The sequence below is a fragment of the Mycobacterium sp. NGS58 genome (assembly GCF_059812385.1).
In genome coordinates, this window is record NZ_JCALCO010000003.1 from 244,522 (window position 1) to 271,397 (window position 26,876).

At 64.6% G+C, this 26,876-nt stretch carries 30 protein-coding genes; 9 read left to right on the forward strand and 21 right to left on the reverse strand.

Annotated elements, in window-relative coordinates; translation table 11 throughout:
* Positions 1-75: 75 nt before the first annotated feature.
* Complete coding sequence (locus tag AC5Y4H_RS04770) at positions 76-1,251, forward strand: pyridoxal phosphate-dependent aminotransferase (RefSeq protein WP_499978974.1); 1,176 nt, start codon at positions 76-78, stop codon at positions 1,249-1,251.
* Here the strand turns inward: AC5Y4H_RS04770 and AC5Y4H_RS04775 are convergent.
* The 4 genes from AC5Y4H_RS04775 to AC5Y4H_RS04790 all read right to left on the reverse strand — a co-directional run bounded on the left by AC5Y4H_RS04775 (position 1,248) and on the right by AC5Y4H_RS04790 (position 3,809).
* Complete coding sequence (locus tag AC5Y4H_RS04775; protein WP_499978976.1) at positions 1,248-1,703, reverse strand: SRPBCC family protein; 456 nt, start codon at positions 1,701-1,703, stop codon at positions 1,248-1,250. The two genes, AC5Y4H_RS04770 and AC5Y4H_RS04775, sit on opposite strands and share 4 nt — an antisense overlap.
* A 63-nt stretch (positions 1,704-1,766) precedes the next feature.
* On the reverse strand, positions 1,767-2,219 hold the full coding sequence (locus AC5Y4H_RS04780; protein WP_499978977.1) for an SRPBCC family protein: 453 nt from the start codon (positions 2,217-2,219) through the stop codon (positions 1,767-1,769).
* Between the two features lie 58 nt (positions 2,220-2,277).
* Positions 2,278-3,360, reverse strand: coding sequence for a CaiB/BaiF CoA transferase family protein (locus AC5Y4H_RS04785; RefSeq protein ID WP_499978978.1), 1,083 nt, complete (start codon positions 3,358-3,360; stop codon positions 2,278-2,280).
* 5 nt (positions 3,361-3,365) lie between these two features.
* Positions 3,366-3,809, reverse strand: a complete 444-nt coding sequence (locus AC5Y4H_RS04790) for an SRPBCC family protein (protein ID WP_499978979.1) — start codon at positions 3,807-3,809, stop codon at positions 3,366-3,368.
* 65 nt (positions 3,810-3,874) lie between these two features.
* Here AC5Y4H_RS04790 and AC5Y4H_RS04795 point away from each other — a divergent pair, with 65 nt between their 5' ends.
* A complete protein-coding gene (locus tag AC5Y4H_RS04795; RefSeq protein ID WP_499978981.1) occupies positions 3,875-5,560 on the forward strand; it encodes an alpha-keto acid decarboxylase family protein in 1,686 nt (561 codons plus the stop codon).
* A gap of 4 nt (positions 5,561-5,564) precedes the next feature.
* On the opposite strand, the gene AC5Y4H_RS04800 is transcribed toward AC5Y4H_RS04795, so the two are convergent.
* The 5 genes from AC5Y4H_RS04800 to AC5Y4H_RS04820 form a co-directional block, all read right to left on the reverse strand.
* Positions 5,565-5,750 carry a (2Fe-2S)-binding protein gene (locus AC5Y4H_RS04800; protein ID WP_499978982.1) on the reverse strand — a complete coding sequence of 62 codons (186 nt, stop codon included), beginning with the start codon at positions 5,748-5,750 and terminating at the stop codon, positions 5,565-5,567.
* Positions 5,751-5,760: 10 nt separating this feature from the next.
* Positions 5,761-6,387, reverse strand: coding sequence for a fatty-acid--CoA ligase (locus tag AC5Y4H_RS04805; protein WP_499978983.1), 627 nt, complete (start codon positions 6,385-6,387; stop codon positions 5,761-5,763).
* Positions 6,384-7,787 carry a FadD3 family acyl-CoA ligase gene (locus AC5Y4H_RS04810; RefSeq protein ID WP_499978984.1) on the reverse strand — a complete coding sequence of 468 codons (1,404 nt, stop codon included), beginning with the start codon at positions 7,785-7,787 and terminating at the stop codon, positions 6,384-6,386. Before AC5Y4H_RS04810 ends, AC5Y4H_RS04805 begins: the two co-directional genes overlap by 4 nt.
* A gap of 113 nt (positions 7,788-7,900) precedes the next feature.
* Positions 7,901-9,091, reverse strand: a complete 1,191-nt coding sequence (locus AC5Y4H_RS04815) for an amidohydrolase family protein (RefSeq protein WP_499978986.1) — start codon at positions 9,089-9,091, stop codon at positions 7,901-7,903.
* An 86-nt stretch (positions 9,092-9,177) separates the two neighbouring features.
* Positions 9,178-9,594 (reverse strand): lipoprotein LpqH, encoded by a 417-nt coding sequence (locus AC5Y4H_RS04820; protein ID WP_499978988.1) that lies wholly within the window; start codon positions 9,592-9,594, stop codon positions 9,178-9,180.
* Positions 9,595-9,703: 109 nt separating this feature from the next.
* Here AC5Y4H_RS04820 and AC5Y4H_RS04825 point away from each other — a divergent pair, with 109 nt between their 5' ends.
* Positions 9,704-10,456 carry an enoyl-CoA hydratase/isomerase family protein gene (locus AC5Y4H_RS04825; protein ID WP_499978989.1) on the forward strand — a complete coding sequence of 251 codons (753 nt, stop codon included), beginning with the start codon at positions 9,704-9,706 and terminating at the stop codon, positions 10,454-10,456.
* Positions 10,456-10,890, forward strand: a complete 435-nt coding sequence (locus AC5Y4H_RS04830) for an Rv2576c family protein (protein ID WP_499978990.1) — start codon at positions 10,456-10,458, stop codon at positions 10,888-10,890. Before AC5Y4H_RS04825 ends, AC5Y4H_RS04830 begins: the two co-directional genes overlap by 1 nt.
* On the opposite strand, the gene AC5Y4H_RS04835 is transcribed toward AC5Y4H_RS04830, so the two are convergent.
* Complete coding sequence (locus AC5Y4H_RS04835; protein WP_499978992.1) at positions 10,806-11,525, reverse strand: TetR/AcrR family transcriptional regulator; 720 nt, start codon at positions 11,523-11,525, stop codon at positions 10,806-10,808. The two genes, AC5Y4H_RS04830 and AC5Y4H_RS04835, sit on opposite strands and share 85 nt — an antisense overlap.
* A gap of 193 nt (positions 11,526-11,718) precedes the next feature.
* On the opposite strand from AC5Y4H_RS04835, the gene AC5Y4H_RS04840 reads away from it, so the two are divergent.
* Entirely contained in the window at positions 11,719-13,014 is a 1,296-nt protein-coding gene (locus AC5Y4H_RS04840) for a cytochrome P450 (protein WP_499978993.1), read from the forward strand.
* 21 nt (positions 13,015-13,035) lie between these two features.
* On the opposite strand, the gene AC5Y4H_RS04845 is transcribed toward AC5Y4H_RS04840, so the two are convergent.
* Genes AC5Y4H_RS04845 through AC5Y4H_RS04860 form a run of 4 tightly spaced genes read right to left on the reverse strand, consistent with a single transcriptional unit; the run spans position 13,036 to position 15,482 of the window.
* Positions 13,036-13,317 carry a cytochrome C oxidase subunit IV family protein gene (locus tag AC5Y4H_RS04845; protein ID WP_499978995.1) on the reverse strand — a complete coding sequence of 94 codons (282 nt, stop codon included), beginning with the start codon at positions 13,315-13,317 and terminating at the stop codon, positions 13,036-13,038.
* Positions 13,318-13,321: 4 nt separating this feature from the next.
* A complete protein-coding gene (locus AC5Y4H_RS04850; RefSeq protein ID WP_499978997.1) occupies positions 13,322-13,900 on the reverse strand; it encodes a cytochrome c oxidase subunit 3 family protein in 579 nt (192 codons plus the stop codon).
* Entirely contained in the window at positions 13,897-14,700 is an 804-nt protein-coding gene (locus AC5Y4H_RS04855; RefSeq protein ID WP_499979000.1) for a hypothetical protein, read from the reverse strand. Before AC5Y4H_RS04855 ends, AC5Y4H_RS04850 begins: the two co-directional genes overlap by 4 nt.
* Positions 14,697-15,482: a hypothetical protein gene (locus AC5Y4H_RS04860; protein ID WP_499979004.1), complete on the reverse strand. Its 786-nt coding sequence runs from the start codon at positions 15,480-15,482 to the stop codon at positions 14,697-14,699. The genes AC5Y4H_RS04855 and AC5Y4H_RS04860 overlap by 4 nt, the downstream gene beginning before the upstream one ends.
* 100 nt (positions 15,483-15,582) lie before the next feature.
* Here AC5Y4H_RS04860 and AC5Y4H_RS04865 point away from each other — a divergent pair, with 100 nt between their 5' ends.
* Entirely contained in the window at positions 15,583-16,185 is a 603-nt protein-coding gene (locus tag AC5Y4H_RS04865) for a TetR/AcrR family transcriptional regulator (RefSeq protein ID WP_499979008.1), read from the forward strand.
* Positions 16,186-16,190: 5 nt separating this feature from the next.
* On the opposite strand, the gene AC5Y4H_RS04870 is transcribed toward AC5Y4H_RS04865, so the two are convergent.
* Positions 16,191-16,580: a hypothetical protein gene (locus AC5Y4H_RS04870; protein ID WP_499979185.1), complete on the reverse strand. Its 390-nt coding sequence runs from the start codon at positions 16,578-16,580 to the stop codon at positions 16,191-16,193.
* A 211-nt stretch (positions 16,581-16,791) separates the two neighbouring features.
* Between AC5Y4H_RS04870 and AC5Y4H_RS04875 the strand changes: the two genes are divergently transcribed.
* The 3 genes from AC5Y4H_RS04875 to AC5Y4H_RS04885 all read left to right on the forward strand — a co-directional run bounded on the left by AC5Y4H_RS04875 (position 16,792) and on the right by AC5Y4H_RS04885 (position 18,862).
* Positions 16,792-17,574 (forward strand): Rv1363c family protein, encoded by a 783-nt coding sequence (locus tag AC5Y4H_RS04875; protein WP_499979012.1) that lies wholly within the window; start codon positions 16,792-16,794, stop codon positions 17,572-17,574.
* On the forward strand, positions 17,571-18,209 hold the full coding sequence (locus tag AC5Y4H_RS04880) for an Rv1363c family protein (RefSeq protein WP_499979014.1): 639 nt from the start codon (positions 17,571-17,573) through the stop codon (positions 18,207-18,209). Before AC5Y4H_RS04875 ends, AC5Y4H_RS04880 begins: the two co-directional genes overlap by 4 nt.
* A 131-nt stretch (positions 18,210-18,340) precedes the next feature.
* Positions 18,341-18,862 carry an Rv2253/PknI dimerization domain-containing protein gene (locus tag AC5Y4H_RS04885; protein ID WP_499979016.1) on the forward strand — a complete coding sequence of 174 codons (522 nt, stop codon included), beginning with the start codon at positions 18,341-18,343 and terminating at the stop codon, positions 18,860-18,862.
* A 54-nt stretch (positions 18,863-18,916) separates the two neighbouring features.
* Here the strand turns inward: AC5Y4H_RS04885 and AC5Y4H_RS04890 are convergent, their stop codons facing one another.
* From AC5Y4H_RS04890 to AC5Y4H_RS04915, 6 genes are read right to left on the reverse strand one after another with little or no spacing between them, the layout of a single operon-like run.
* On the reverse strand, positions 18,917-20,686 hold the full coding sequence (locus AC5Y4H_RS04890) for an MCE family protein (RefSeq protein WP_499979017.1): 1,770 nt from the start codon (positions 20,684-20,686) through the stop codon (positions 18,917-18,919).
* Positions 20,687-22,039, reverse strand: a complete 1,353-nt coding sequence (locus AC5Y4H_RS04895) for an MCE family protein (protein WP_499979018.1) — start codon at positions 22,037-22,039, stop codon at positions 20,687-20,689.
* Complete coding sequence (locus AC5Y4H_RS04900; RefSeq protein ID WP_499979019.1) at positions 22,036-23,466, reverse strand: MCE family protein; 1,431 nt, start codon at positions 23,464-23,466, stop codon at positions 22,036-22,038. The genes AC5Y4H_RS04895 and AC5Y4H_RS04900 overlap by 4 nt, the downstream gene beginning before the upstream one ends.
* Positions 23,463-24,581, reverse strand: a complete 1,119-nt coding sequence (locus tag AC5Y4H_RS04905; RefSeq protein WP_067357585.1) for an MCE family protein — start codon at positions 24,579-24,581, stop codon at positions 23,463-23,465. The genes AC5Y4H_RS04900 and AC5Y4H_RS04905 overlap by 4 nt, the downstream gene beginning before the upstream one ends.
* Positions 24,581-25,603, reverse strand: a complete 1,023-nt coding sequence (locus AC5Y4H_RS04910) for an MCE family protein (protein WP_499979021.1) — start codon at positions 25,601-25,603, stop codon at positions 24,581-24,583. Before AC5Y4H_RS04910 ends, AC5Y4H_RS04905 begins: the two co-directional genes overlap by 1 nt.
* On the reverse strand, positions 25,600-26,859 hold the full coding sequence (locus AC5Y4H_RS04915; protein WP_499979024.1) for an MCE family protein: 1,260 nt from the start codon (positions 26,857-26,859) through the stop codon (positions 25,600-25,602). The genes AC5Y4H_RS04910 and AC5Y4H_RS04915 overlap by 4 nt, the downstream gene beginning before the upstream one ends.
* Positions 26,860-26,876 lie beyond the last annotated feature (17 nt).

Consider the following 26,876-nt stretch of genomic DNA (forward strand, 5'->3'; position numbering starts at 1 on the left):
TGACGCGACAGTCACATTCGGCGCCGAACGTGACGCTGCAGTCGCGCTGGGAGCCGGAAGTTAAGCTCGACCACCATGACGGTGTCGCGACTGCGCCCCTACGCGACCACGGTGTTCGCCGAAATGTCGGCGCTGGCCGCGCGGATCGGAGCGGTGAACCTCGGCCAGGGGTTCCCCGACGAGGACGGACCCCCGGCGATGCTGAAGGCCGCCCAGGAGGCCATCGCCGACGGTGTCAACCAATACCCACCGGGCATCGGCATCGCACCGCTGCGCCACGCCATCGCCGCCCAGCGGCAGCGCCGCTACGACATCGAATACGACCCCGACACCGAGGTGCTGGTGACGGTCGGGGCGACCGAGGCCATCGCCTCGGCGGTGATCGGCCTGGTCGAACCCGGCTCCGAGGTCCTACTCATCGAGCCGTTCTACGACTCCTACTCGCCGGTGGTGGCGATGGCCTCCTCGCAACGGGTGGCCGTCCCGCTGGTCCCCCATGGCCGCGGCTTCGCCCTGGACGCCGTCGCCCTGCGCCGGGCGGTGACGCCACGGACCCGCGCGCTGATCCTCAACTCCCCGCACAACCCGACCGGGACGGTGCTGAGTGCCGAGGAGTTGGCAGCCGTCGCCGAGGTCGCGATCGCGGCCGACCTGCTGGTGATCACCGATGAGGTCTACGAGCACCTGGTGTTCGACGGGCGGCAGCATGTCCCGCTGGCCGGATTCGACGGCATGGCCGAGCGGACCATCACCATCTCCAGCGCCGCCAAGATGTTCAACTGCACCGGCTGGAAGATTGGCTGGGCTTGCGGCCCAGCGCATCTCATCGCGGGGATGCGCGCCGCGAAACAGTATCTGAGCTATGTCGGCGGCGCCCCGTTCCAGCCGGCGGTGGCACTGGCGCTGGAAACCGAGGACGCGTGGGTGGCCGACCTGCGCGCCACTTTGCAGGCCAGACGCGATCGACTGGCCACCGGGCTGATCGACGTCGGATTCGAGGTGCACGACAGCGCCGGCACCTACTTCCTGTGCGCCGATCCGCGTCCGCTGGGTTACGACAACAGCAGCGCGTTCTGCGCGGCGCTCCCGGAAAAGGTTGGAGTCGCTGCGATCCCGATGTCGGCTTTCTGCGACCCGGCCGCAACGCAGGGCCCGGCCGATGTGTGGAACCACTTGGTGCGCTTCACCTTCTGCAAACGCGACGACACCCTCGACGAGGCGATCAAGCGACTCGCCACGCTGCGCCGCTAATTAGCCGGGCCGAAACCCTGTAGTCCAACCACCCGCGTGCGCAAACCTTCCAGAGCCGCATGAAGGATTTTCTTGCGGGCCCGGGCGACCCAGAACTCCGGTAGGGGCGCCCACGGCTCGACTGTGATAGTGAATCGCACCCGGGTCTGGTCGTCGCCCAGCCGGCTCAAGTTGTACTCACCGTGCTGGCCGTGTTGCTGCGCCGTCTTGTGGGCATCCCACACCATCCAGTCCGGACCCCAGTGGTACTCCAGCAATTCAGTGTCGTGGATGCCGGTCACCGAGATCGTGACCTTCACATGATGCGGTCGCCCGTCGGGGTGCTTGTCGACCACCTCGACCCGCTTGTGTACCGACGACCATGACGGTACCGCGTCCATATCGGCGAGCGCCTCCATGATGAGTTCCGGAGGCGCGTCAATGACGATTTCCGACGATGCTTGTACAGCCACCGCTTATAAGTTAACAACAGCGTCGGCGCCGGCGAAGGCTAAAACCGCAGACGGCGCGGACCATCAGGACTCGGGCGGACGATTTCCGTTCTTCACCAATTCGCACAATCCCGTTACCGCGGCGTCGAGAACACTCTCGGCTGCCCGCCGCACGATGAACGCAGGCATGGGCCGGCCGGGTTCGACGGTGATGTCGAAGCGCACCCGAGTCTGGTCGACCCCTTCGGGTTTGAGGGTGTATTCAACGTGTTGCCCGTGCTGCTGTGAGGTCCTTTTGGCGTCGTAGACAACCCAATCAGGTCCCCAGTGGTATTCCAGGACCTCTTTGTCGACCAGCCCGAGAACCTTGATGGTGGCGTTGACGTGGTGCGGCCGGCCGTCCGGATACCGATCAATCACTTCGATGTGTTTGTGCAGTGGCGACCACGATGACAGAACGCCGACGTCTGTCAGCGCTTCCATGACCACTTCTGGCGGCGCGTTGACGACAAATTCCCGTGATGCTTTTACGGCCACTGAGGATCAACTTAGCAACGGCGACCGCGGCGCGGACCGGTTCGCCTTAACCGATTTTCTACCAGTCGATTTCGTCGAGCGGTGTGGTCGCCGCCGGAGGCGGTGCGACGGGCCCGGCGGAGGTCCGCGAAAAGCGTGGCGCAGGTGCGGCCTGGTCGACGCCGTGGGCGGTGATGATCGTGGACCGCCCCCGCAGGTGGTCGTCCGCGGCCGCCTCGCTCCACGTCAGCACCGGGGTGACGCACGCATCGGTGCCGGCGAACGTCCGCGCCCATTCGTCACGGCTTCGGCTGGCGAATCGTTGGGTGAAGATCTCGCGCATGCGTGGGTAGGACGCTCGGTCATGCTGGGCGGGCACGTCGTCGGGTGACAGGCCAAGCCCATCGAGCAGGGCCGAGAAGAATTGCGGTTCGATCGCGCCGACGGCGACGTACCGCGCGTCGGCCGTTTCGTAGCAGCCGTAGAACGGGGCGCCACCGTCGAGCAGAAAGGATTCGCGTCGGTCCCGCAAGGCGCCAGTGGACTTCATGGTCCACATGATCTGGGCTAGCGAGCTGACCCCGTCGACCATCGCCGCGTCGATCACCTGCCCCGCGCCCGAACGTTCCCGTTCGTAGAGGGCGGCCGCGATGCCGATCACCACCAGCATCGAGCCGCCGCCGAAGTCGGCGACCAGGTTCAGCGGTGGCATCGGGGGCCGGTCGGCATACCCCAGCGCCGACAGTGCACCGGTCCGCGACAGGTAGTTGATGTCGTGACCGGCGGTCCGCGCCAGCGGCCCGTCCTGTCCCCAGCCGGTCATCCGAGCGTAGATCAGCCGCGGATTGACCGCCTCGCAGTCGTGCGGCCCGATGCCGAGTCGCTCGCAGGTTCCCGGCCGGAAGCAGTCCACCAGCACGTCGGCCTTCGCGGCCAGGTCCAGCAGCGTTTGCGGCTGCGCCTTGACGTCCAGGTCGACGATTCGCTTGCCGCGGTGCAGCAGATCGCGCGCCTCGGCCGGCATCGTGAGCCCGCCCGCCGGGCGGCGCACCCGCACCACGTCGGCTCCCAGATCGGCGAGCAGCATTCCCGCGTGCGGCCCCGGCCCGATGCCGCCGAGTTCGATGACCCGCACCCCGGCCAGCGGGCCCTCGCCGCTCACCGTGGCTATTTGCCCTTCTTCACCTGGAGCACCCGGTCGCGCAGCGCCTTCGTCGCCGAATCGATCGTTCCCTTCACCGCGCGCTTGAGCACAAAACCGGGCAGCGGCACATTCGGGTCCGCGAGAAGTTCGAACTGGACCAAAGTCTCGTTACCTTTCGGCACCAGGGTGTACTTCCCGTCCTGCGCCTTCTGCTGCGAAGAGCTGACCAGCTTCCAGCTCACCACGTTGTCACCCCACGTGTAGGCGACCACCTGTTCGTCGGTGATCCCGGCGACCTTGACCTTCATCTTCACTTGGCGGGGGCGCCCGTCGTCGCCGGTGTCGAGGATCTCCGCACTCTGATGCGGTTCCGACCATTCGGGCATCGCTTCGAAGTCGGCGATGACGTCCAGAATCTCCTCCGGACTGGCTTCGATGACGATGTCGCGGGATTCTTTGAGTGCCATGGCCCGCACGATACTGGCCGGGCGTCTCACCCGGAACAGATTCGGCCGAGCGTACCGTCGTGCCTGTGACTGATGCCGCGACCGAGCCCGCATACACCGTCGGTGACTACCTGTTGGACCGTCTCGCCGAGCTCGGCGTCTCGGAGATCTTCGGCGTTCCTGGCGATTACAACCTGGAATTCCTCGACCACATCGTCGCCCATCCCAGCATTCGCTGGGTCGGCAACGCCAACGAGCTGAACGCCGGCTACGCCGCGGACGGCTATGGGCGGTTACGCGGAATGTCGGCTTTGGTCACGACTTTCGGCGTCGGCGAGCTCTCCGCGGCCAACGCTGTCGCGGGCAGTTATGCCGAGCAGGTACCCGTCGTACACATCGTCGGCGGCCCGTCCAAGGACGCCCAAGGCACCCGCCGGGCGCTGCACCATTCACTCGGCGACGGGGACTTCGAGCGCTTCTTCCGGATCAGTCGCGAAATCACCTGCGCCCAAGCCAATCTCATGCCCGCGACGGCCCGCCGCGAGATCGATCGGGTGCTGTCCGAGGTACGTGAGCAGAAGCGCCCCGGGTACATCCTGCTGTCCATCGACGTGGCCCGCTTCCCCACCGAGCCGCCCGAGGCACCGTTGCCCCGCTACACCGGTGGCACCAGTCCCCGCGCCCTGGCGATGTTCGCCGAGGCCGCGGCCGGCCTCATCGGCGACCACCAGCTCACCGTGCTCGCCGACTTGCTGGTGCACCGGCTACATGCGATCAAAGAACTCGAGGCCTTGCTGGCGGCGGATGTGGTGCCGCACGCCACACTGATGTGGGGAAAAAGCCTGCTCGACGAGAGTTCGCCCAACTTCCTTGGTATCTACGCCGGGTCGGCAAGCGCTCCCGCGGTGCGCACCGCGATCGAAGAGGCGCCCGTGTTGGTCACCGCCGGCGTGGTGTTCACCGACATGGTCAGCGGATTCTTCAGCCAGCGCATCGACCCGGCCCGGACGATCGATGTCGGCCAGTATCAGAGCAGTGTGGCCGGAGAAGTCTTCGCGCCGTTGGAAATGGGTACCGCGCTCGAGGCGCTGACCACGATCCTGGTCCGCCGCGGAATCTCTTCGCCACCGGTGATGTCGCCGCCGGCCGAGCCCGTGCCGCAGTCCCCGCCGCGCGACCAGCCACTCACCCAGAAGATGTTGTGGGACCGCCTTTGTGTGGCCCTCACGCCCGGCAACGTAGTGCTGGCGGATCAGGGCACCTCGTTCTACGGCATGGCCGACCATCGGCTGCCGCACGGCGTGACCTTTATAGGCCAACCGCTTTGGGGCTCAATCGGTTACACGTTGCCGGCCGCGCTCGGGGCGGCGGTGGCACATCCGGACCGCAGAACGGTGTTACTCATCGGGGATGGCGCCGCGCAGTTGACCGTCCAAGAGCTGGGCATCTTTTCGCGGGAAGGCCTGTCCCCCGTCATCGTGGTGGTCAACAACGATGGCTACACCGTCGAACGGGCGATTCACGGCGAAACCGCGCCGTATAACGACATCGTCAATTGGCAGTGGACGGACGTTCCCAGCGCGCTGGGGGTCACCGACCACCTGGCGTTCCAGGTCCGGACCTACGGCGAACTCGACGACGCCCTGACCGCCGCCGCCGAGCACCGGGACCGCATGGTGTTCGTCGAGGTGATGTTGCCGCGACTCGAAATTCCCGACCTGCTAGTCGAACTCGTCCAGCCGGCATCCCCGGATGGCAGTCCGCGCCGCTGACGCACTAGTGCGAGTTCGGGCTTCGATCGGGGCTGGAAGAGCGCAGGAGGGCCTGCACCGTGCGCCGGCAGCGTCCGCAATCGGCTCCCGCACCGCACGCCTGGGCGACTTCCTTCGTGGTCGACGCCCCGCACTCGACGGCCTCGCACACCGTCTGAGTGGTCACTCCATTGCACAGGCACACGAACAACGGCGAATCCTCAGTCCGCCTCGATGCGCATCATGTCGAAGAACCGGCCGACGAACAATGGCGGGTAGGCACCCATGCCCGCCCCGGACATCCACTGCGCCGAGGCGTCGGGGTGGTCGATCCACTCCAGGGCGGTTTCTTCGTCGGGGAACTCCTGCAGGATCAGCACTTCGTGGTCGTCGTCGAAAGCCTGGAATACCCACGTCTTTCGGATGCCGGCGGTGGTGAATCTGTCGATGGCCGTGCTGACTTCGGAGGTCAGCAGGGACACGTCGTTGACGGAGGCGATGGCGGCCACCACGACGCCCGGCGCCGCCGGGGTTTTCGGTGGCTCCGCGATGAACCTGTCGACGATTTCCCCGGCGAAGACGGCGGGAATGTCTTCGACGCCGGCCTCGTCGAACCAATCGAAGAAGACCCGGGAGCGCAGCAGCTCCACGATCGGCTCACGGCTGTGCACGCCGATCATCACCAGTACCCGACCGTGGTCACGGGTTGAGGTGTAGACCAGCACGTGGTGCGCGCCGATATCGGCCAGGGCGGCCTTGTTCCGTTCCAGCAGCGGCCACACTCGGGTGGGATCGGGAACGCGATAGTCGGACGCGATCACCATCGAATGAATATCGCCGTTGTTCATCGGAGTTGGTCCTTCATCACTTTCCCCGTCGCGTTGAGTGGGAGTGAATTGAGGAACTCTACCGTGCGTGGCACCTTGAACCCGGCCATACGGTCACGACACCAGCCGATCAATTCGTCGGCACTGAGATCGCCGTTGGGCACCACGAACGCTTTTCCGACTTGGCCCATCCGTTCGTCGGGGACGCCGATGACGGCGGCCTGTGCCACGGCCGGATGGTTGAGCAGAAAGCCCTCGATCTCGGCCGGGTACGCGTTGAAGCCGCCGACGATGAACATGTCCTTCTTCCGGCCGACGATGCGCAGCCGCCCGGTCTGCGTGAAGTCCCCGAGGTCTCCGGTGTGCAGCCAGCCGTCACCGTCGATCGCTTCGGCGGTGGCCTCCGGTTCGTCGAGATACCCTCGCATGACTCCGTAGCCACGAACCAGCACCTCGCCGTCGTCGGCGATGCGCACCTCGACCCCCTCGCACGGCACGCCCGCGGTGGTGGCGACATCCTCGAAGGAATCGCCCGGCAGAGAAAGGGTGACGTTGCCGGCCTCGGTGAGCCCGTAACCGGTCATCAGCGTCTCAAACGGCAGTTCGTCGTGGATGCGACGCACCAATTCGACGGGGATGTCGGCGGCGCCGGTCACTCCCGCACGCAACGACGACAGTCTGGACTTGTCCGGCACCGTCAGCAACGAGTGATACAGCGTCGGCGGGCCGGGGAGCATCGTGATGCGTTCGCGCTCAATGAGATCTACCACCGCGTCGACGTCGAACACCGCGACGGGCAGCATCGTGGCACCGCGCAGGAAAGACGTGACCAAACCCGCCTTCAGCCCGAAGGTGTGGAAGTACGGGTTGATCTGCAAATAACGGTCACCCTCGCGCAAATCCGCAAGCGTCGCCCATTCCTCATACATGCGCAGCGTTTGACCGTGATTGAGCATCGCGCCCTTGGGGCGCCCGGTCGTGCCCGAGGTGAAGATGATGTCCGAGATGTCCGTACCGCTCACCGGCCGCTCGAATGGCGATCCACTGGACAGGAAGTCGGACTTGAGGTCGATGACCGGCACCCCGGCTGGCGCGGTGTAATCCTGGTCCAGGAAACCCTTTTGGACCAAGACGGCCTTCACCCTGCTGCGGACGATGATGTCGCCGGCTTCCTCGGTCTTGAACCGCGTGTTCACCGGGACGAGCACGCCGCCGGCGGTGAGCAACCCGAAGGCCGCGATGATCCACTCGGCCGAGTTGGGCGCCCAGACGGCGACCCGGTCGCCTTTTTCGACACCGAGGTCGGCGAATGCACCTGCGGCGCAACGGATTCGCTCGACCGCCTGCCCGAATGTCAAGCGCAGCGAACCGTCGACGATCGCTTCCGCGTCGCCGAAGCGGTCCGCTGCGCTCAGGACCATCTCGGGGATGGTCCGCCATGGTTGACTGGCCGGCTCTCCCCCGCAAGCGGGCGGTGCCCCCACCTCATGCACGCTTCGCGCCCTGCATCGTCACCGCCCGGGTTGCGCTCGGGTCACACCGTGACGAGCCGACCGAGGTTGCCACCCATGATCTTTGCCTGGTCTTCGACGGACAGGTGCGACAGCGCATTGACGTAGAACGTCGGCTCCGCCAGCCCTTCCGGGTGCGGCCAGTCCGAGCCGTACAGCACCTGGTCCACACCGACGAGGTTGACCAAATCGTCGATGCCGTCCTCGAAGAACGGACTCACGTGGATCCGGTTCTTGACCATCTCGACGGGGTCGCTCGGGAAGACCTCCGGGGCCTTCCGGAAGACCTCGGCCAGGCCGTCCAGTAACGGGGTCATCCACTTCGAACCCGCCTCGACGATCGCGACCTTCAGCTTCGGGTGGCGATACAGCGCGCCGTGAATCACCCAGGAGCCCACCGCGTCCTGGATCGGCCGCCACTCGTTGAGGATGCCCATCGCATTGGTCTGGAAGGGCAGCATCTCTTGTTCGGCGCCGTCCCACTCGGAGGTGTAGCGGGAGTAGCCGCTGTCGCTGGAGTGCATGCCGACCAGCAGGTCGTGCTCGACGACCCGCTCCCAGAACGGGTCGAATTCGGGCACCGCGAACGAACGCGGGCCACGGAAGCCGGGGACCGGCGCCGGACGGACCAGAATGCAACGCGCACCGCGCTTGACGGCCCACTCCAGTTCCTCGATCGCCTTCTCGACGATCGGCAGGGTGATGACGGGGGTGGTGAAGATCCTGTTCTGGTAGTTGAAGCCCCAGACCTCGTCGAGCCACTCGTTCAGCGCGTGGATCAGGACGTGGACGGCGACCGGGTCGTCGCGCAGCCGTTCCTCGAGCAGGCTGGCCAGCGTCGGGAACATCAGGGTGCGGTCCAGACCCAGCTCGTTCATCTTCTCCAGGCGCGGGCCGGGCTCGAAGAACGCGGGGATCGCGCGCATCGGCTCACCGAAGAGCTCGCGCTTGCTCTTGCCGTCCGGGTTGCCGTACTTGAAGTACTCCTCCCAGGCGCCCGGCCGGGCGACGACCTCGAAGGTCGGGTTGGGGATGTAGTTGCTGATGTGTCCGCGGATCGCGATCTTGGTGCGGCCGTTGATCTGCACGTACTGAACGAAGTCCTTGTACTCCTTGGGTAGGAACTTGGTCAGCGCCTCCGGCGGCTCGTACAGGTGGTTATCCGCGTCAAAGATCGGGAATGGGACGTCTTCCCGATGCGACAACTGGCCCATGAAATCCTCCTTCTTGATTTGTGAGAATACTATTCTCTATGCGAGCGTAATCGCAACGTGGCCCTCTGGATCCTGGTTTGACGTGGTCAGCACGCCACGGAGATCTTGTACGTGGCGGTGGCCGGTTCGCCGGGTTTGGCGGTCAGGTAGCCGTTGGCGGTGCCGCTGACGGTGAATTTGTCACCGGTCATGTTCATGCCGGCGTCCCCGTCGCCGCCCCGGGAGTACATGCCACTGAAGCCACCCAGGTTCTGGATGTGTACCGACTCGACCGTCGCGGGTTGCGCGCTTTCGTCGATGACGAGTTTGGCTCCGGCAAAGTCGCTGCCGATGTCGACCGTCCGGGTCCACTCCCGCTGACCGCACTTGACGACGTGAAAAGTGCGGTCGTTGCCGTTGACGGTCACCGATGCCGTGCTGGCGATCTGGCTCGGTGGCCGCGACGTGCACGCCCCGACCAAGACGCTAAGGACCGCGGCGGCGGCCACAACTCTGTTCCGCATCGAGCCACCTCTGTCCTCACCGACTGAAGTTCTTTGGCCTGTAGCGATGATGTTATTCTCGCGAAAAGAGAATGCCAATATCGTGTTCTTGTCGAGGAGCGAAACACACATGGTGGACCTGGAGATCGACGCCGGGTTGGCGGTGGTCACCATCGATCGCCCGCAGGCGCGCAACGCCATCGGTCTGGACACCATGGACCAGCTGGAGAAGGCGCTCGATGCGGCCGAAGGCGCTGTAGCGCTGGTGATCAAGGGCGCCGGAGATAAGGCTTTCGTCTCCGGTGGCGACCTCAAGGAATTGAGCGCGCTGCGGACCGAGGAGGACGCCGCGGCAATGGCCCGGCGGATGCGGTCCATCTGCGACCAGTTGGCGGACTTCCCCGCCCCGGTCATCGCCGCGCTCAACGGCCACGCGTTCGGCGGCGGAGCCGAAGTCGCTGTCGCTGCAGACATTCGGGTGGCCGCCGATGACATCAAGATCGCCTTCAACCAAGTGCAGCTGGAGATCATGCCTGCCTGGGGCGGAGCCGAGCGGCTGGCCGCGCTGGTCGGAAAGAGCAGGGCGCTGCTGTTGGCCGGCTCGGGAACGGCCCTTTCCGCGTTCGAGGCCGAACGCATCGGCCTGGTGGATCAGGTCGTGCCCCGCGACGTCTTCGATTCGCCCGACGAGGGCTGGCGAGCCATCGCAAGGTCGCTGACCCGCCGCCCGGCGACCGAGATAAAGCGTGTAATCCGCGGAGTTTCCTCTGAGGAGGCGATAGCATCCTTCGCACGGTTATGGGTTGCCGACCCGCACTGGCAGGCCGCAGAGCGGGTGATGAACCGCAACACCAAGCCGCGCCCGGCCGCCGGAGGAGCGTAATGACCACAACGAAGACAGTGATGGGTTTCGGCTGCATCCTGTCGTTGGCTGCTGTATTGGTAGCGGCGGGCCTGCTGGTGGGAAGCGGCCGGGCACATGCCGACCCGGTCATGCATCACGTCAGGTACACGGTCACCGCGCAGAATCCGATCTATACGTCCATCTACTACCTGGACCACCAGCCGGACAAATTTTCCGACTACAGCCACAACCCCTACTCGTTCACACCCCACGTCGACGTGGACCTCGCCCCTGGCAAGCCGTGGGGCTTCGATCTGGACATGTCGGACCCCGACCATTACGCGATGGTTGTGGCGAGCACGGGCACGGAGCCCGGCACGCCGGGGCTTCACTGCGATCTGGCGGTAGACGGGGCCGTCGTCGTATCCAAGGACGGTCCCAAAGGCGTGCTCTGCTCGCTGCGGAATTGGTGAACCACCCAGGTCTCCGGTACGCCCTCCATCGGCTGCGGTTCGCCCTCCAGGCGGCGCAGGTAGTTCTCCACCAACTCCAACGTTTCGGCATGTCCGGCGGACATGCCGATGGCCTGCTCGAGTACCAGGAAACGCGACAGACTGCTCATCAACACCGTCCACACCACTGGAGGGATGTCGATGTCTTGGCCTTCGTCTTGGATCCTGGACCCGTAGCGCTCCAGCGCGCTTGCCACCGCTTGGCGCTGTTCTTCGCGGAAACGCTCCGCGTAATAAGCGATTTCGGCCCGCATCTCCTTACGGTGATTGGCCAGCGCCATGAATTCCATGGAAATCCGCGTGAAGGCGGGGTTGGTACCGAATCGCCACAGCGCCCACAGCGGCTGCGGGAACTTCAGCATTTGCGCGTGCACTTCGAGCGCTTCTTCCGCCCGGCGCCGAAAGACTTCCAGGAACAGCTCTTCCATGGTGCGGAAGTAATAGTGCACCAGCTGGGGCTTGAGTCCGGCCTTGTTCGCGAGGCGGCGCGACGTGACCGCGGCGTAGCCCTCCTCGAGCATCAGCCGCTCGGCGGCATCGAGCAACAAGACGCGGTTTTTGGCGTCCGGCGCCCCGATTCTGCGGGCCGATGTCATGTCCCTGCTCCGTACTGTGTGCCATCCCGTGCCGACCACAGGGATCGTATCGTGGCGCGGCGTTGCAACCTTGACCCTGACATTACCGCCATGCTAAGCAGGTGCTCAGCACATTTTCGATCTCGAAATCGGGCGGCGGTACAGCTTGCCGCCGAATACCGCCGGTAAACCCAGCCCAGGGAGACGCAATCCGATGAGCACCTTCGACTCGATCGACTTCTTCACCGATCCGTCACTGGTCCCAGATCCGCACCCTTACTTCGACTACCTGCGCAGTCAAAGCCCGGTGCTGCGCCTGCCGCACTACGGGGTCATCGCCGTCACCGGCTACGACGAAGCCTGCGAGATCTACAAGGATCCGGATACGTTCTCCAACATCGTCGCCCTCGGTGGGCCCTTCCCCCCGCTACCTTTCGTGCCAGAGGGCGACGACATCAGCCCGCAGATCGATGCGCACCGAAGCTCTTTTCCGATGAACGAGCACATGGTCACCATGGATCCGCCGGAACACACCAAGGCCCGGTCGGTGCTCGCCAAGCTGCTGACCCCGAGCCGGCTGAAACAGAACGAGGAGTTCATGTGGCGCCTCGCCGACCGTCAGCTTGACGAGTTCCTCGGCCTCGGTGAGTGCGAGTTCATCGCCGAATACTCCAAGCCGTTCGCCACCTTGGTGATCGCCGACCTGCTCGGCGTGCCGGAATCCGACCACAAGGAGTTCCGTAAGGTCTTGGGCGCCGACCGCCCCGAGGCGCGGGTGGGCGCCCTCGACCACGAGTCGGTGGGCATCAACCCGCTGGAGTGGCTCGACGACAAGTTCTGTCATTACATCGAGGATCGTCGCCGCGAGCCACGCGGCGACGTGCTGACCTTCCTGGCGGAAGCGAAGTATCCGGACGGATCGACGCCGCCGGTGATCGAGGTCGTCCGCTCGGCGACCTTCCTCTTCGCCGCAGGACAGGAAACCACGGCGAAGCTGCTCAGCGCCGCCCTGCAAGTTCTCGGCGACCGCCCCGATATCCAGCAACAGGTGCGTGAGGACCGCAGCCTGATTCCCGGGTTCATCGAGGAATCGCTACGGATGGACAGCCCCGTCAAGAGTGACTCGCGGCTGGCCCGCAAGGCCACCACCGTCGGCGGTGTCGACATACCCGCGGGCACCGTGGTGATGATCCTGCCGGGCGCCGCCAACCGCGACCCGCGCCGGTTCGAGAACCCGCACGAATTCGACTTGCGCCGCAAGAACGTTCGCGAGCACATGGCGTTCGCCCGCGGCGTGCACTCGTGCCCCGGTGGTCCGCTTGCCCGCGTCGAGGGGCGTGTCTCGATCGAGCGGATCCTGGACCGGATGCCGCACATCGAGATCAACGAAGCCCATCACGGGCCGGCCGCCGATCGTCGTTACACCTATGAGCCGACGTACATCCTGCGGGGCCTGAGCGAGCTGCACCTGACTTTCACCACCGCGGACGCGATCGCGCCAGTCGCCTAGGAACTCGCCGCCGGGCGAGCGCTACCGGAGCTGCATCCCGATGAAATAGCTGCTCAGTAAGACGGCGGCGATCAGCACCACCCACGCGTCGGTGAGTCGGCAGAGCAGCACCGGGGCGTCTCGCACCTCCATGAACTCGCGAAAAATGATGCGCACCTTGATAAGTGCGATGACGATGACACTCGACGTCACTACCGCACTGGACTTCAGCAGTCCACCGGCGGAGTGATCTATCCACAGGTACGCCAGCGTCATCGCGGCCAGGATCACCCAGACGAACAGCAACCGCTTGTTGAATTTCACTCGCTCACCTCACCACGTAGAGCAGCGCAAAGATGAGCACCCACAGGAAATCCACGGTGTGCCAATAGGTTGCGCCGGTTTCGACGAGTTCCTGCGAGCGCCGCGCCGGACTCCAGAGTTGGTAGACGATGACGCCGAGGACGACGAAGCCGATCAGCAGGTGAACGAAGTGGATCCCGGTGAGGAAGAAGTAGTACATGAAGAAGTCGTTGCGGTCTACGCCATTTTCGGCTTGGGCCAACCGCGCCCACTCAAACACCTTGAAAAACAAGAACACTACGGCGAGTCCGGCCGTGATGAAGACATCCCGGAGAGCCGCGCGATAGGCGCCGGCGCGTGCCGACTGGACACACCGCGCGACCGACCATGAGCTGAGCAACAACACCAACGTGTTGAAGACTCCGACGCGCAGGTCGAGGTGTGCTTGCGAGTGCAGGAAAAGTTCGGGGTTGCGCCCCCGGGCGAACAGGTAGAAGGCGAAATACCCCGTAAAAACCAGGCTTTCGAACAATACGAAGGCCCACATGTCCGGCTGGCCGGGCACGGCCCTGACGCGTCCGCGTTTGTCGGCTAGGCCGGTCACTGTGCACCCGCCCTCTTCCGCGGCAAGGCCGGCAGCTCACCGGTTCCGAAGTCTTCGCGGCGGATCATCTGAAAAAGCATGACGATGAACGTGACTTGGTAAATGCCGAATACGACCATGTCCAGCCACCAGGCGATCTCGCCATCCCAGGCGAACACGCCCCGCCGGAAGATCCAGCAGGGCGCCACGACGACCTCGGTCAGCGCGTTGCACAGGTTGAGATAGCCGAACCATTTGGGAAACACGCGATTCTTGTCCAGCAGGATCGCCAACATCCAAATCAGCGAACCGATCAGGAACACTCCCATGGTCCCGTCAAAGGACAAGAAGGCGAAGTCGTAGAGCCAACCGATCACTCGGGGGTCGCGGTCCGGTCGCAGCGTGCCGACGATCAGCGCGATGTTGAGCAGCAGCATGCCGGGAACCGCGGCGAGCGAGTAGATGACGAGATACGAATAGCCAAACGCGCGGCTGACCGACATCCGGCGCATCGAGTACGCGATGAGGGCGTTGTTGACCGCGGTCATGCCGCTGATGGCGAAGATCACCCCGAAACCGACCGGTACGCCGAGGTCACGTTCGGCGAACCAATGGGCCTGCGTCGCGAGGTCCCACGTGGGCTCCGGCGGGGGCTGGACTTGCGCCACGATGAAGAACATCGGGAAGAAAAGGCTGTAGAACACCATGAGCACCGCCCACGCCAACCACAGCTCTCGCTTGGGGTCGCGCCTCAGGTGCCAACCGATGCGGTGATGCAGACGTCCTGAAGGGGGCGTCACCGGTGTGATAACCACGCTCACGCGGTGACCAATTCTTCTGGGCGGCCGCCGTTCTCGGCACGCTCGCGGTAAACGGCTTGCCCCAAGACCACGCCCATCACAATGATCCAGACGGCAATGGCGACGTTCTTCACCCAGAACGACAAGAAGCCGTCCCACGCCAGCGGGCCGGTCAACGAGACGCCGACGAATGATGCCGGCACCAGCGCGGCCGCGACGAGAAGATTGAAGTATGCCACCCAGCGGTGGAACACCGGACGAGACGGATCATCGAAATAGATTGCCAGGGCCAAGATTACGCATTGTCCGATGAAGAACGGGACCAGGATGGTGAATGTGATCCAGGCGAGATCGTTGAGCAGCTGAGTCAGTTCGGGGCTGCGCTCGGGGCGGAAGGCGGCCAGCAGCCAGCAGACGTCGGCGACGAGAAACAGCGTCGGACCGCCGGCCGCGCACCCGAGCATGGCGTAGGAGAAGATCGGCGTCCGGTGCGCCATGCGGCGGATCTGCAGCACGATCAGGGCCAGGATCGGCACGAGGCACACCCCGAACCAGTTGAACAGGATCATGCTGGAACGGATCAGCGGAATGTGCCCCGGATCGCGGTAGAAGGCGGCCACCTGGTCCGCGGGCATCCTGGGTGACATCGGCGGGTTGAATCCCGGGAACAGGAAAAAGGATGCGAGCCAAAGGATGAGCGCCGCGGGCAATGTCCAGAGCAGGATCAACTCGCCGTCGGTCCGCCGCGAGACGGTCCGCCCGGATCGGCTGCCGCCTGCATCGTTCCCGCCGACGTCGGACATCGGTACTCCTTCCCCGCTCGAATCGCCGCCGAAACTCGGCTAGAGAGCGAAGCTAGCCGATCGGCTAGCCAGGGTCAAGTCCGTCGTCTAGTCTCGGTGCGTGGGAACAGCACGTCAGCCCGTCACCGGTGAGCAGTTCTGGCTCATCGAGCACAGCCCGGCCCGGACTCGGGTACTGGACGCCGCGCTTGATCTGATCGCCACACACGGCGTCAGCGGTACGTCGCTGCAGATGATCGCCGACGCCGTCGGGATCACGAAAGCCGCTGTCTACCATCAATTCCGGACCAAAGAGCAGATCGTCATCGCCGTCACGGAGCGCGAGCTGGGCCGCCTCGAGCCGGCGCTCGAGGAGGCCGAAGCCTACGAAGACGGACCTCAGGCGCGCGATGCCTTATTGGTGCGCGTGGTCGAGATGGCCGTGCGTGACCGCCGGTTGGTGCGCACGCTGCAGTTCGACCCCGTCGTCGTCCGATTGCTGGCCGAGCACAAGCCGTTTCAACTTTTCATGGACCGTCTGTACCAGGTGCTGCTCAGCGATGCGGGCCTGGACGGGCGGATCGAAGCCGCCATGTTCTCCGGGGCGCTCAGTACCGCGGTCATGCACCCGCTGGTGGCCGACATCGACGACGACACTTTGCTCGACCGGGTCACCGACTTGAGCCGGCGCCTACTCGGCCTGCCTCGCACATCCGACGACTGACGCGGCTACGTGTCTGCGCGGACCCAGCTCGATATGCCGTCGTGGGCGATACAGATCAGGAACAGACCATCAGGCGCCTGTGCCACGTAGTTCAGATAGTTCTGACAGTCCGCGTTTTCCTCCTTGACCCCCGCCATCGGAGGTGAGCGGAACCATCGCGGTTGGTATCGCCTCGGCGAGCCGCAGAACATCAGCCGCCCGGGCTCCGAGGCGAAGGAAACGTATCCGTCGGCGACACCGAAGGCGTAGTAGGTGGTGTTGTCACACGGCGCGCCTAGAACCTGATGGGGCATGATGCCCGGCGTGCAGGCGGGGTAGTCGCAGACAGTCGGCCCGGCCGAGGCTGGCGGCGCCGCCAGCAGACCGGCGCCGAGCAACGCGGCAACCACAGCCACGATGGATCGCACCCGACTACTCTGCCACAACCGAAAAGAAAATTCTCCTAGTTGGAGAGGATCATCTTGACCAAACATGCTGGGGCGTCGGGCCACCCCGACCGGCTTCGCCCCGCTATCTGGCGGCCGAGCATTTCCGCATGTGGGAGGCGCATTTGGCGCTGCATGACGGCACCGTGGAGGCGAGACCGAAGTGATAAGCTCATTCTCCGTGCACGATCCGGAGGGGCCTGACGCCGACCATCGCGACGCGGCGAATAAGACTGATCCCGACGAACCGCAGTCGACTGCCGGCGCCGTGGCGCCCGCCTCGGAAGTCGACGCGGAAGACGAAGTTGCCAAGGCTGAAGCCCGCGCCGAGGTCGCTCTAGCCCGCCTTTTACGGCTGCGGGTGGCAGCCGAAACCGGGGGCACGGACGACGACGCCCGGGATGCCGAGCAGCGTGCCGCGAAGTGGACCCAGGCACGACGACTATTGCGGCGCCGTGGGCGACCACGGTGGCTCCGCCGCCCGGCGCGCAAAACAGTAGCCGCTGGCGTCGGTATCGTTCTCTTCTCCACTTCCCTCGGAGCCACCGGCTACATGCTGTGGCAGCACCACATCGCGGTGCATAATCGCCAACTCGCCGCGGAGTTCAGTGCAGCCGCCCGACAAGGGATCACGGCCTTCATGTCGATTGACCCCGCTCATGCCAAAGAGGATGTCCAGCGCACGATCGATGCCTCCACGGGCGACCAGAAGAACCAGCTGTCTGTGCTGTCGACCCTGATAGTCAATAAGGCGGAGGAAACGAAGGTCGGCACCAAGGTCACCGTCGAAGCCGTTGCCGTCCAGTCGTTGAGCGAGAATTCGGGAGTCGTGCTTGTGGCGGCGAAAACCGATCCGATTGGGCCGGATAACGCCAAACCGCCCCCGGCCTTGTTCCGGCTCAGCGTCAATATGGACCGCGACGGCGGCCAGCTCAAGATGTCGAAAGTTGATTTCCTGCGATGACTGTCGAACACGGCTCGTCGCTGGACGGCACCGAAAACACGACCGGCGACGCGGAGACTTCACCCGCCGACGACGGGACGCCGCCCACCAGCGAGGGACCGAGACGCTTGCGCCGGCTGGCGGCGATCCGGCGCCGGGCCCCCCGGTATCTGGCAAGGTGGCGTTCGATCGTCGCGACAACTTTGGTGATTGCCGCCGTGGGAGTCGCTGCCGGCGTGTACTTGATCCTCTACCGGCCGGATCAGCGGGTCGGTGACGCGGCGGCGCACCGGGCAATCCAGGCGGCGTCAGATGGTGCCGTGGCGGTGTTGTCGTATTCCTATGACCATCTAAACCGCGATTTCAACAACGCGAAATCACATCTGACTGGCGACTTTCTGGCCTATTACAACAAATTCACCGACGATGCCATCGCGCCGGTGGCCGAGAAGGGAAGACTGACGGCGACCGCCAAGGTCATCCGGGCCGCAGTCTCGGAAATGCATCCCGATTCGGCCGTCGTGCTGGTTTTCGTCGACCAGACCACGGCAAGCTTACAAAAGAAAGACCCCGAGACGACGCAGAGCAGCGTCCTGGTCACGCTGAAAAAAGTCAATGGTTCCTGGCTGATCGCGAAATTCGACCCGTCCGGGTGAGCGCAGCAGAAGTTGTCCTAACCGTTATCTGGCGGCCCGAAGCGGTGTAACGTCATCGCTCGAGAACGCCGCAACCGACGGCGAAAAGGTGCCATCGGCACTCTCGGATTACGCGCTTCGAGGAGCACCTGATGCGTTCAGTCAAGACACTCACCACCGCAACGCTGTTGGCTGCCACTGCATTCGGCGGTTTGATCACGGCATCCACAGCCCAGGCCATAACCAAGGAAGACGTGGCCATCAATGGGACTTTCCGCGCCACGTCCATTGGCGATTACGCCCAGAGAAATGACCAGTACTTCGGCGAGCCAACGGTCTATCAAGTATGGACCATCAGCTCGACCTGCGACTCGACCATAGAATGCCATGGCACGGTGACGAGCGACCAGGGATGGAGCGCGGCCCTATACATGAAAGACGGCGAGATGTGGAAGGTGAGACGCGAAGTGCCGAACTGGGAGCGGTGCCAGGACGGTACCGCGTTTGCCGGGCAGCAGCAGTTCTTTTTCTACCCGGTGAACGACAATGGTGGATTCCAAATCGGGTCGCGGGTTTTCGCGGGCAAGGACAAGACAGTCGGCCCGAGCGGTGCCTGCGGGCAAAACCAGTGGCTTGATATCACGATGCCGTTGCGCCTGGACCAGCTCTCCTGACCGGGCGGTCCTGGCTTCATTGCCCCCCTCGGGCCGCTTCGTCTCCCGGCGAATTCAGTTGGGAAGCATGTCCTTCCACGTCCTGGGTGCTTTCGGAGTAACGAGATCCGACTGCTGGTACAACTTTCCGTCCGGACCGACGTAACGACCGGTGCGCGGATCGTACTTCGCCACCACGACCGACGGCCCGAGCTTAGACGCTTTGGCCCCGAACGAGCTTGGCGCAGCCTGGGGTCCTCCGCCGCCAGCCGTGTCAGCCGGTGCGGGATCGGGAGGAGAGGGCGGGGCTGGAAGCGGGACCGGAAGCGGGGCTGGCGCCGCGGGCGGCGGGGGAAGATCTCCCGCCGCAGGAACGTCGAGTGGCGCTATGGGCGGAAGGTCCGCCGACATTCTCGACATCGGCGCCAGCGCGGGGGGTCCCGAAGACGGGACGGGGGGAACTGCGGCCCCGAGCGTGCCCGGCGGTGGATTTTCTCCCCGCGGCCCCACAGGAGCTCCGCGCGGCACCGCCCCCGGCGGTAACGGCGTACCCTCGACCGGGCCGAAGATCCTGTCATTGGTGGTGATTCGGTCATCGGGCGGGACACCCTGGGCCAGCAGATTCGGGTCCAGCGGATAGGGGCCGAGGGTGTGCTGTCGCATCGCTAGTGGCATGTACGGCTTGTCGCTGTTGCAGATTTCGACAGTCGGTGCGCGCTTGCCCGGGTGACCCATGCAGGGATAGTTGCGGGCACCGCGAACCGCGATCGGTGAATCCTGCGGGAGTTTGCAATACAACCCGTCCGGTGTGTCGATGTCGGTGAGGTCGTCTGGGGACCGCCAGGTATTGGGCGGCATGAAGCCGACCGTGCAAATCGGCGGATCGTCGACCGTGGCCGCGAAGTCGCCGTAAGCCCTACCGTCGGGATGGTTTTCGCCCGCAGCGGCCTGCTCGACAGCAACGCCCGACGGTAGCAGCACCAGTAGCTGCTCGATCGAAGGATGGTAGGTGACGCCGATCTGCCCGATGGTGGTGAGGTTGGCAAGCAGCACCGGCAGCGTCGGTTTGATTTGTTCGAGGAGCCGCGACGCCTCGTTCGCGGCGTCAGGGCCATTCTCCAAGATGGTGCGGAAGTGGGAATCGTTATCCACCAGCGTATCCGAGATGCCGGCGAAGCTGTGTGCCCACTTCCTGATCGAATCGGTGGTGCTCGCCTGGGTATCCAGCAGCGGCCCAGTGTCTTCGGTGAGGGCTCGGGTGCGATCGACGACGCCGTTGGCATCGCGGGACAAAGTCTTCGAGGAATCGATCAGCGACCCCAAGTCATAACCCGAACCGTTGAAGCCCTGGAAGGCCTCGTCGAGCAATTGGCCAAGTTTGGTCTTCGGGATGCTCTTGACCAAGGCATTGACTTGCTCGAGCATCGGGGCAACCGGCTGCGGAATCGTCGTGTCGCGCACGGCGATAACCGAGCCGTCGTGCAGATAGGGCGGCGAATCGGTTTTGGGCTGCAAGTCCACGTACTGTTCACCCACCGCGGAAACGCTTAGCACCTTCGCCGTCAGGTTCGCAGGGACCTTCGGCGAACTGCTAAGCGAGAGTGTGGCTTTCGCGCCGGTCGGCGTCAGATCCACCGAGGTGACCTTGCCTTGCTGAACCCCGCGGTAGGTCACGTTGGAAAACCGGTACAGGCCGCCAGTGGCCGGCAGCTCCAGCGTTACCGTCATCCGGCCGATGCCCAGCAGGGTCGGCGCTTGGATATAGAAGAGAACCATCGCGATTACGCCGATGATTCCGGCGATCGCGAAAACCGCCAGCTGGATGCGAACGAAGCGCGTCAGCATCTATCCACCCGCTCCCGTTCCAGGCGCCTCTGCGGGCGGCGGCGTTTGACCAAGTCCCGCGTCGGGCACCGGAGCCGCACCCGGCGGCGGACCGGGCAGAGGGGCCGCGCCCGGCGGCGGGCCGGGCAGCGGTCCGTAATTGCCGGGACCCGGTCCCGGTACCGCAGCCGGCGGCGGGCCGGGCAGCGGAGCCGCACCGGCCGGTGGTGGGGGCAGCGGCAAGGCGTTGGGATCGATCCACGGTGGCCTCAGCGGGTTATGCAAAGGATCGAGTGTGTAAGTCATGCGATACGGATCCCCGGGCACCGGTGGCACAGGCATATCCAGCTGCCCCCAGTGGGTTCCAAGCAACAAACCCTTCTTGAGCCGTGGAATCGTGAGGTCGAAGTCGAAATGCAGGTTGAAGAAGTCGCCTCGGACCGCGCGGTCGACGAAGTTCTGGGTGAACGGGAACACGAACGCCGCCGCGATGGCCGCGCCGAACTCCGGTCCGACGTCGGCGAGCGCTTTGATGGTCGGCTCCAGATTCTTGAGGTTCGTGACCAGGTCGGCCTGGGAGTCGTTGATCAGCCGGGTGGCGGTGTTGCTGAACACCCGAAGATGGTCCAGGGCGGCCGTCAGACGCGGCCGCTCCTTGATCAACACCTCGAGCGCCGGCGGTATCTTGCGCAGCGCGTCGGTGATTACGTCGCGTTGGTCGGCGAAGGTGGCCGACAGCCGATTCAGCGCCTGGATGGAGGCGACGATGTTGTCCCGCTGGTCGTCCAATGTCCCGACGAACGTGTCCAGGCGGGTAATCAGATCGCGCACCGCACCCTCGTGCCCGGACAGGGCGGCCGAGAAGTTGTGGATGACTTCGCCGATCTGTCCCAGTCCCCCGCCGTTGACGACCGCGCCAAGCGACGACAGCGTCTGCTCTGTCGATGGGTAGGCCGATGATCGGCTCAGCGGGATGGTGGCGCCCGGCTGCAGCCGTCCACCTCCCGATTGCCCGGGCGGCGTATTGAGCTCCACATGCATCGAGCCCAGCAGGCTGGTCTGACCGACGGTCGCTACTACATTGGCCGGGACCACCACATCGCGCTTGACCGAGATCTCGACGTCCGCGTGCCAGCCTTGCACCCGCATCGTGCCGACACTGCCGACGACGACGTCGTCGATCAGCACCGGCGAATTCGACTCCATCGTCCCGACATTCGGGAGCTCGACGTGGTAGATGTTGGCCCCGGGCCCACGTCCGACCGCGCCGGGCAGCGGTAGTGAATTCAGGCCGTGGAATGCGCATCCCGTCGTCATCAACATCGCGCAACAGCCGACGGTGAATATCCGCCTAGCGACCACCCGGGCGATCATTGTTGTGGCCCTCCGTCTGGCAGCAGCATGCCCGACACAGACGGCGCGGGTGGTGGTGGTGGCATCGGTGTCGACGGTGGCGGCGGCAGCGGCATCGCCGCGCCCGGTATCCGCTCCGGCGGCACCGCCCCCGGCGGTCCCACCGGATCGCCGGGCAGGCCGGTGTAGGCCGACACCGCGGGCGGCATCTCGGGTGGTCCGGGCTTCGGGCCCTCGCCGCCGGGCGCCAGGCGCGGCTCGGTGTAGAGAACCCGGCCCGGATCAACCGATTTGGCGATGATTATGTTGAGGGGAATCGGCGAGTTGTTCCAGCTCGTCTGCCGCAATCCGGGACCGAGGAACAGGGAGCACAGCTTGCCCGATTCGACCGCCGTGATGTTCTCGATGGCGCCGATTTGCGTGCAGCCCGGTGTGGACAGCAGAACCTGTCCGCCCCAGGTGGGGTTCGCCATATTCATCAGCCCGAACCCACCCACGATCGTTCCGGTGTCGGCGTTGTAGTCGTTGAAGAAGTTGCCGAACGCGTTCGGCGCCGCGTGCAGAATGTTTTCCAGGGCCATGTGGTGATCGACCAGGTTCTGCGTGACATCGGCCAACCGGGCGATCTGCTCGCTGGTCTGGTTGCGGGTTTCGGCGATGAATCGCCGCACCTCGCCGACCGCCGTGGACAGATCGGCCAGCGCCGCATCCAGGTCGGATTTGCTGTCGTTGACCACGCTGGTGAGCGTGGCCAGGCGGTCGTTGAACTGCACGAGTTGCACGTTGCTGTCGCGCAGCGCGGCGACGAAGGTCTGCAGGTTTTTGATGATGTCGACGATGTTGCCGCTACCGTTGGCGAGGATACGTCCCACGCCTGACAATTGCCCTAGCGTTTGACGCAGCTTGTCGCCGTTGCCCTCAAGCGCATTGGCGGCGCTGTCGATGAACCGGCCCACCGACGTGCCCGATACCCCACTCTTGGGTCCCAAATCCGTTGCCAGCCGCATCAACTGGGTTTTGACCTCGTCCCACTCGACCGGCACCGCGGTGCGTTCGACGGGTATCACTGCCCCGTCGTGCATGACCGGCCCACTATCGCGGTAGGCCGGTGAGAGCTGGACATAGCGGGCGGCCACCAGATTCGGGGCGACGATAACCGCTTTCGCGTCCGCAGGAATGGGCACGTCGTGGTCGACCTTGAGGACCATCTTGGCCTGAGTGCCCTGCGGCTGAATGGATTTGATGCTGCCGACTTTGACACCGGAAACCCGCACCTCGTCGTGGGGATAGATCGCGGTGGCGGTGGTGAAGTAGGCGGTGATCGTCCGTGGGCCGAAGAACGTGTTACGGATGACCACGGCTGCGCCGGCGACGATCAGCCCGACGAGCACAACCGCCGTCAGTACCGTCAGCCGCTTGCGCGGAATGCGCGAGATCGGGGAGGTCACTGTGATCCTCCGATCCGTCCGCCCAGGGTGCAACCGGGGCACTGTGGAATGGAGTTGTACGGCCAGGGGGTCAGTGCCCGAGGTACCGGCGATGGGAATCCGGGTCCCTTTGAAGTATCGAAGGTCCGGAATCCCCACAGGTAGTCGACCAGTTCCTGGAAGAGTTGGGGGATAAGGAAGTTCGGGGCAAAGGCCTGGTACGCGTACATACCGGAGATGGCCTCACCGACCGTGATTTGGAATTTGGCCAGACCCGGCAGCGCTTTGCCGATGTTGTCGCGGTTCTTCTCCAACACCCCGAGAACCCGATTCAGCCGCTCCAGCGTCGGTGCCAATGTGCTTTCGTTGTCGTGCACCAACGCCGTCAGTTGCTTGGCCACCACGGACGTGTTGGCCAGCAGGTCCACGATCTCTTGCCGGCGTGCGACCAGCACTTGCAGCAAGGAATCGGAGTTGAGGATGAGCTTGTTGACCTGCATGCTGCGTTCGGAGAGTATGCCGGTGACGTCGCCGGCACTCTTGAACAACTCGCCCAGGTTTTTGTTGCGACTGTTGAGGGTTCGCGATAACCGGGTGAGCGCGTCGAAGGCCGGCCCCATCTGAGGTGCGATCTGATCGAGCGTCGCAGCCAGCGTGTCCAACGACTGATTCAACGCCGTGGTGTTGGTGCCGGCCGTGTCCGACGTCAGGTCACTGACCGCCTCGGTCAACGAATAGGGCGAGGACGTGCGGGAGATGGGGATCAGAGCCATCGGATGCATCGTGCCGCTGCCGGCTGACTCCACTGTCAACATCCGCTCGCCCAGCAGCGTGCCGGTGCGGATGTGCGCGGAAGTCTCCGAGCCGAGCAGGATGTTGCCCTTCATCGCGAACGTCACCAGCGCATCGCCGTGGCGCAGCTTCACATCCGACACCGTGCCGACCTTCAGCCCCGACACAATTACGGGGTTGCCCGTCGCAAGGCCGCCGGCTTCGGTAAACAGCGCCTGGTACCTGACCATCGACGCCCATTGGGTGAACCGGTCGGGCGAGAGGCCCACCAGGATGACCATCACCGCCAGGACGACGCCGATCAGTCCTGCCTTGACGAGCCCAGCTCCGCGATACTTGAGCATTAGGGTTCCGAGCACCTTCCTGCTTCTGACCTAAAGATGTTGGCGCGCACGGTCTTACCCGAAAGATCTGTGCCGCGGAGCCCGAACTGGCAGATGTAGTACGGAATAGTGGAGCCGTTCACGCCGAGCCGGACCAGCTTGCGGTAGTTCTGTGGCGCCTTGCCGAGTGCGGCGTCGAGGCGGTCCCTGTCGCCATCGAGGATCGGCGCCAGCCGATTCAACTGCGCTATGGTGCCCGACAGCGGGGGTCGGGCCTCGGCCAGCAGGTCCGCCAGCGAGGCGGTTCCCTTGTCCAGGGCGTCAATGGCGGACCCGATCGTGTCGCGGTCATTTGACAGGCCGCTGACAAGCTGCTCGAGGCGATCGATCGCGCCGGAGAACTGTTTGCCGTCCTTCGAGACCGTGCCGATCACGATGTTGAGATTGTCGATCAGTTGCTGGACGGTTTGATCGTTGTCGGCCAACGCGTTCGAAAACGAAGTCGTCTTGGCGAACAGCGAGTCGAGGGTCCCCCCCTGGCCCTGGAAAACTTGCAACAGTCCTGAGGTCAGCGCGTTGACATCGCGCGGATTCAGGCCCTGGGTGACGGGTTTGAGTCCGCCGAGCAGCAGATCGAGGTCGAGCGCCGGCGCGGTGCGGTTGACCGGAATCTGACCGCCTGCCGGCAGATGCTTGGTCGAGCCCGGACCATCGACGAGTTCGAGGTAGCGATCGCCCACCAGGTTCAGGTAGCGGACGGCTGCCCTGGTGCCCTCGGTGAGGACGACGTTGCGGTCGGCGTCGAACTTCACCACGACCTTTTTGTCCGGCCGCAGCGAAACGCCGCTGACGGTGCCTACTCGGATCCCGGCGACCCGCACTGACTGCCCCGTCTTGAGCCGCGACACATCGTTGAACACCGCCGTATACCCGGTCGTCGCGCCGGTCCGGTACTGGCCGAAGATGAAGAACAGGAAGGCGGTCAGCATCGCCATCACGACCGCAAAGATCGCGAACTTGATCAGCGTGGCGCGCGTCCTCATCCGGGTTGTCCGATCTGGGCGGAGTTGCGGGGTGGACCGGCGATCGGCCCGTACAGCAGCTGTTTGAGCAGATCGGAGTTGAGCAGCAGCTGCGGATTTCCGTAGTTCACCGGGTCCGCGCCGATATCGGCAATCAATTGGGGTGGGCTCGTATTGAACGGCAGCGGCAGATTCACGCACTGCGGGCCGCCCGTCGCAGCGACCTTGGGCAGGTTCGTCGGATACCGATAACGTTCGGCGCCCCACGTGAGGCTCGCCGAGATGTTGATGCTCGGTTCCGACAACGGTGCCCCATGCGATAGCCGTACGAGGCCGGTGAAACTGCATGTGAGCGCAGGGTTGTACTCATTGAGCAGGTCGGTGGTCGGCACCAGCAGATGCAACACATTCGTCAGCGGTTGGCGGTTCGTCGACAAGACGTCGTTGCCGATGTCGGCCAAACCAATCGCGCTGATCAGCAACGCGTCCAGGTTGTGCTGTTCCTCGACAATCGTCTTGCTGATCCGGGTGGCATTGGCCGCGGTCTTCACCAGGTCCGGTGCCGCGTCGGCATAGGCGTTGGACACCGCGGGTAAGACCGTGAGGTCATGTTTCAATGCGGGAAGGCTTGGCTCCCACTTGGCCAGAAACGAATCCAGGTCGCTCAGGGACTGGCCGAGCTGTGGGCCCCGCCCGCTGAACGCTTGCGCCAGCGCACCCAGTGACTCGTTGAGCTTCGGCGGGTCGATGTGCGACAGCACCGACACCAATTGCTGGAACACCGTGTTGATTTCGACCATGACGTGCTGGCCCTGCAGCGTCTGGCCGGCGCGTAGCCGCTGCGCCGAGGGCTGGTCGGGCGGCACCAGCTCGACGGACTTCGCGCCGAAGACCGTCGATGAGGCGATGTTGACGAGCACGTTGCCGGGGATGAAGTGCATCTGCGACGGGTCCATCGCCAAGTGAATGGCCGCTTGGCCGTTGGGCAGCGACTCGATCGACGCGACCTTGCCCACTTGCACGCCGCGCAGCTTGACCTTGGCGTCCGGGTTCATCACCAGGCCGGCGCGTTGCGAGATCACAGTCACCGGCACGGTTTCGGTGAAGGAACCCTGAAACAGGCCTACCGCCACGGCGAAAATCAAGCAAATGATGAGGACGGTGGCCAGTCCGAGCAGGGGCGGCAGGTAGTTCCGTCCGGCCGGGGGCCGCGCATGGCCGGTGCGCGGGGGTCGGCCTGCGACCGCGCCGCGACCCGCCGGCACATTCTGAGTCATTTCGGTTCCACCTCCTT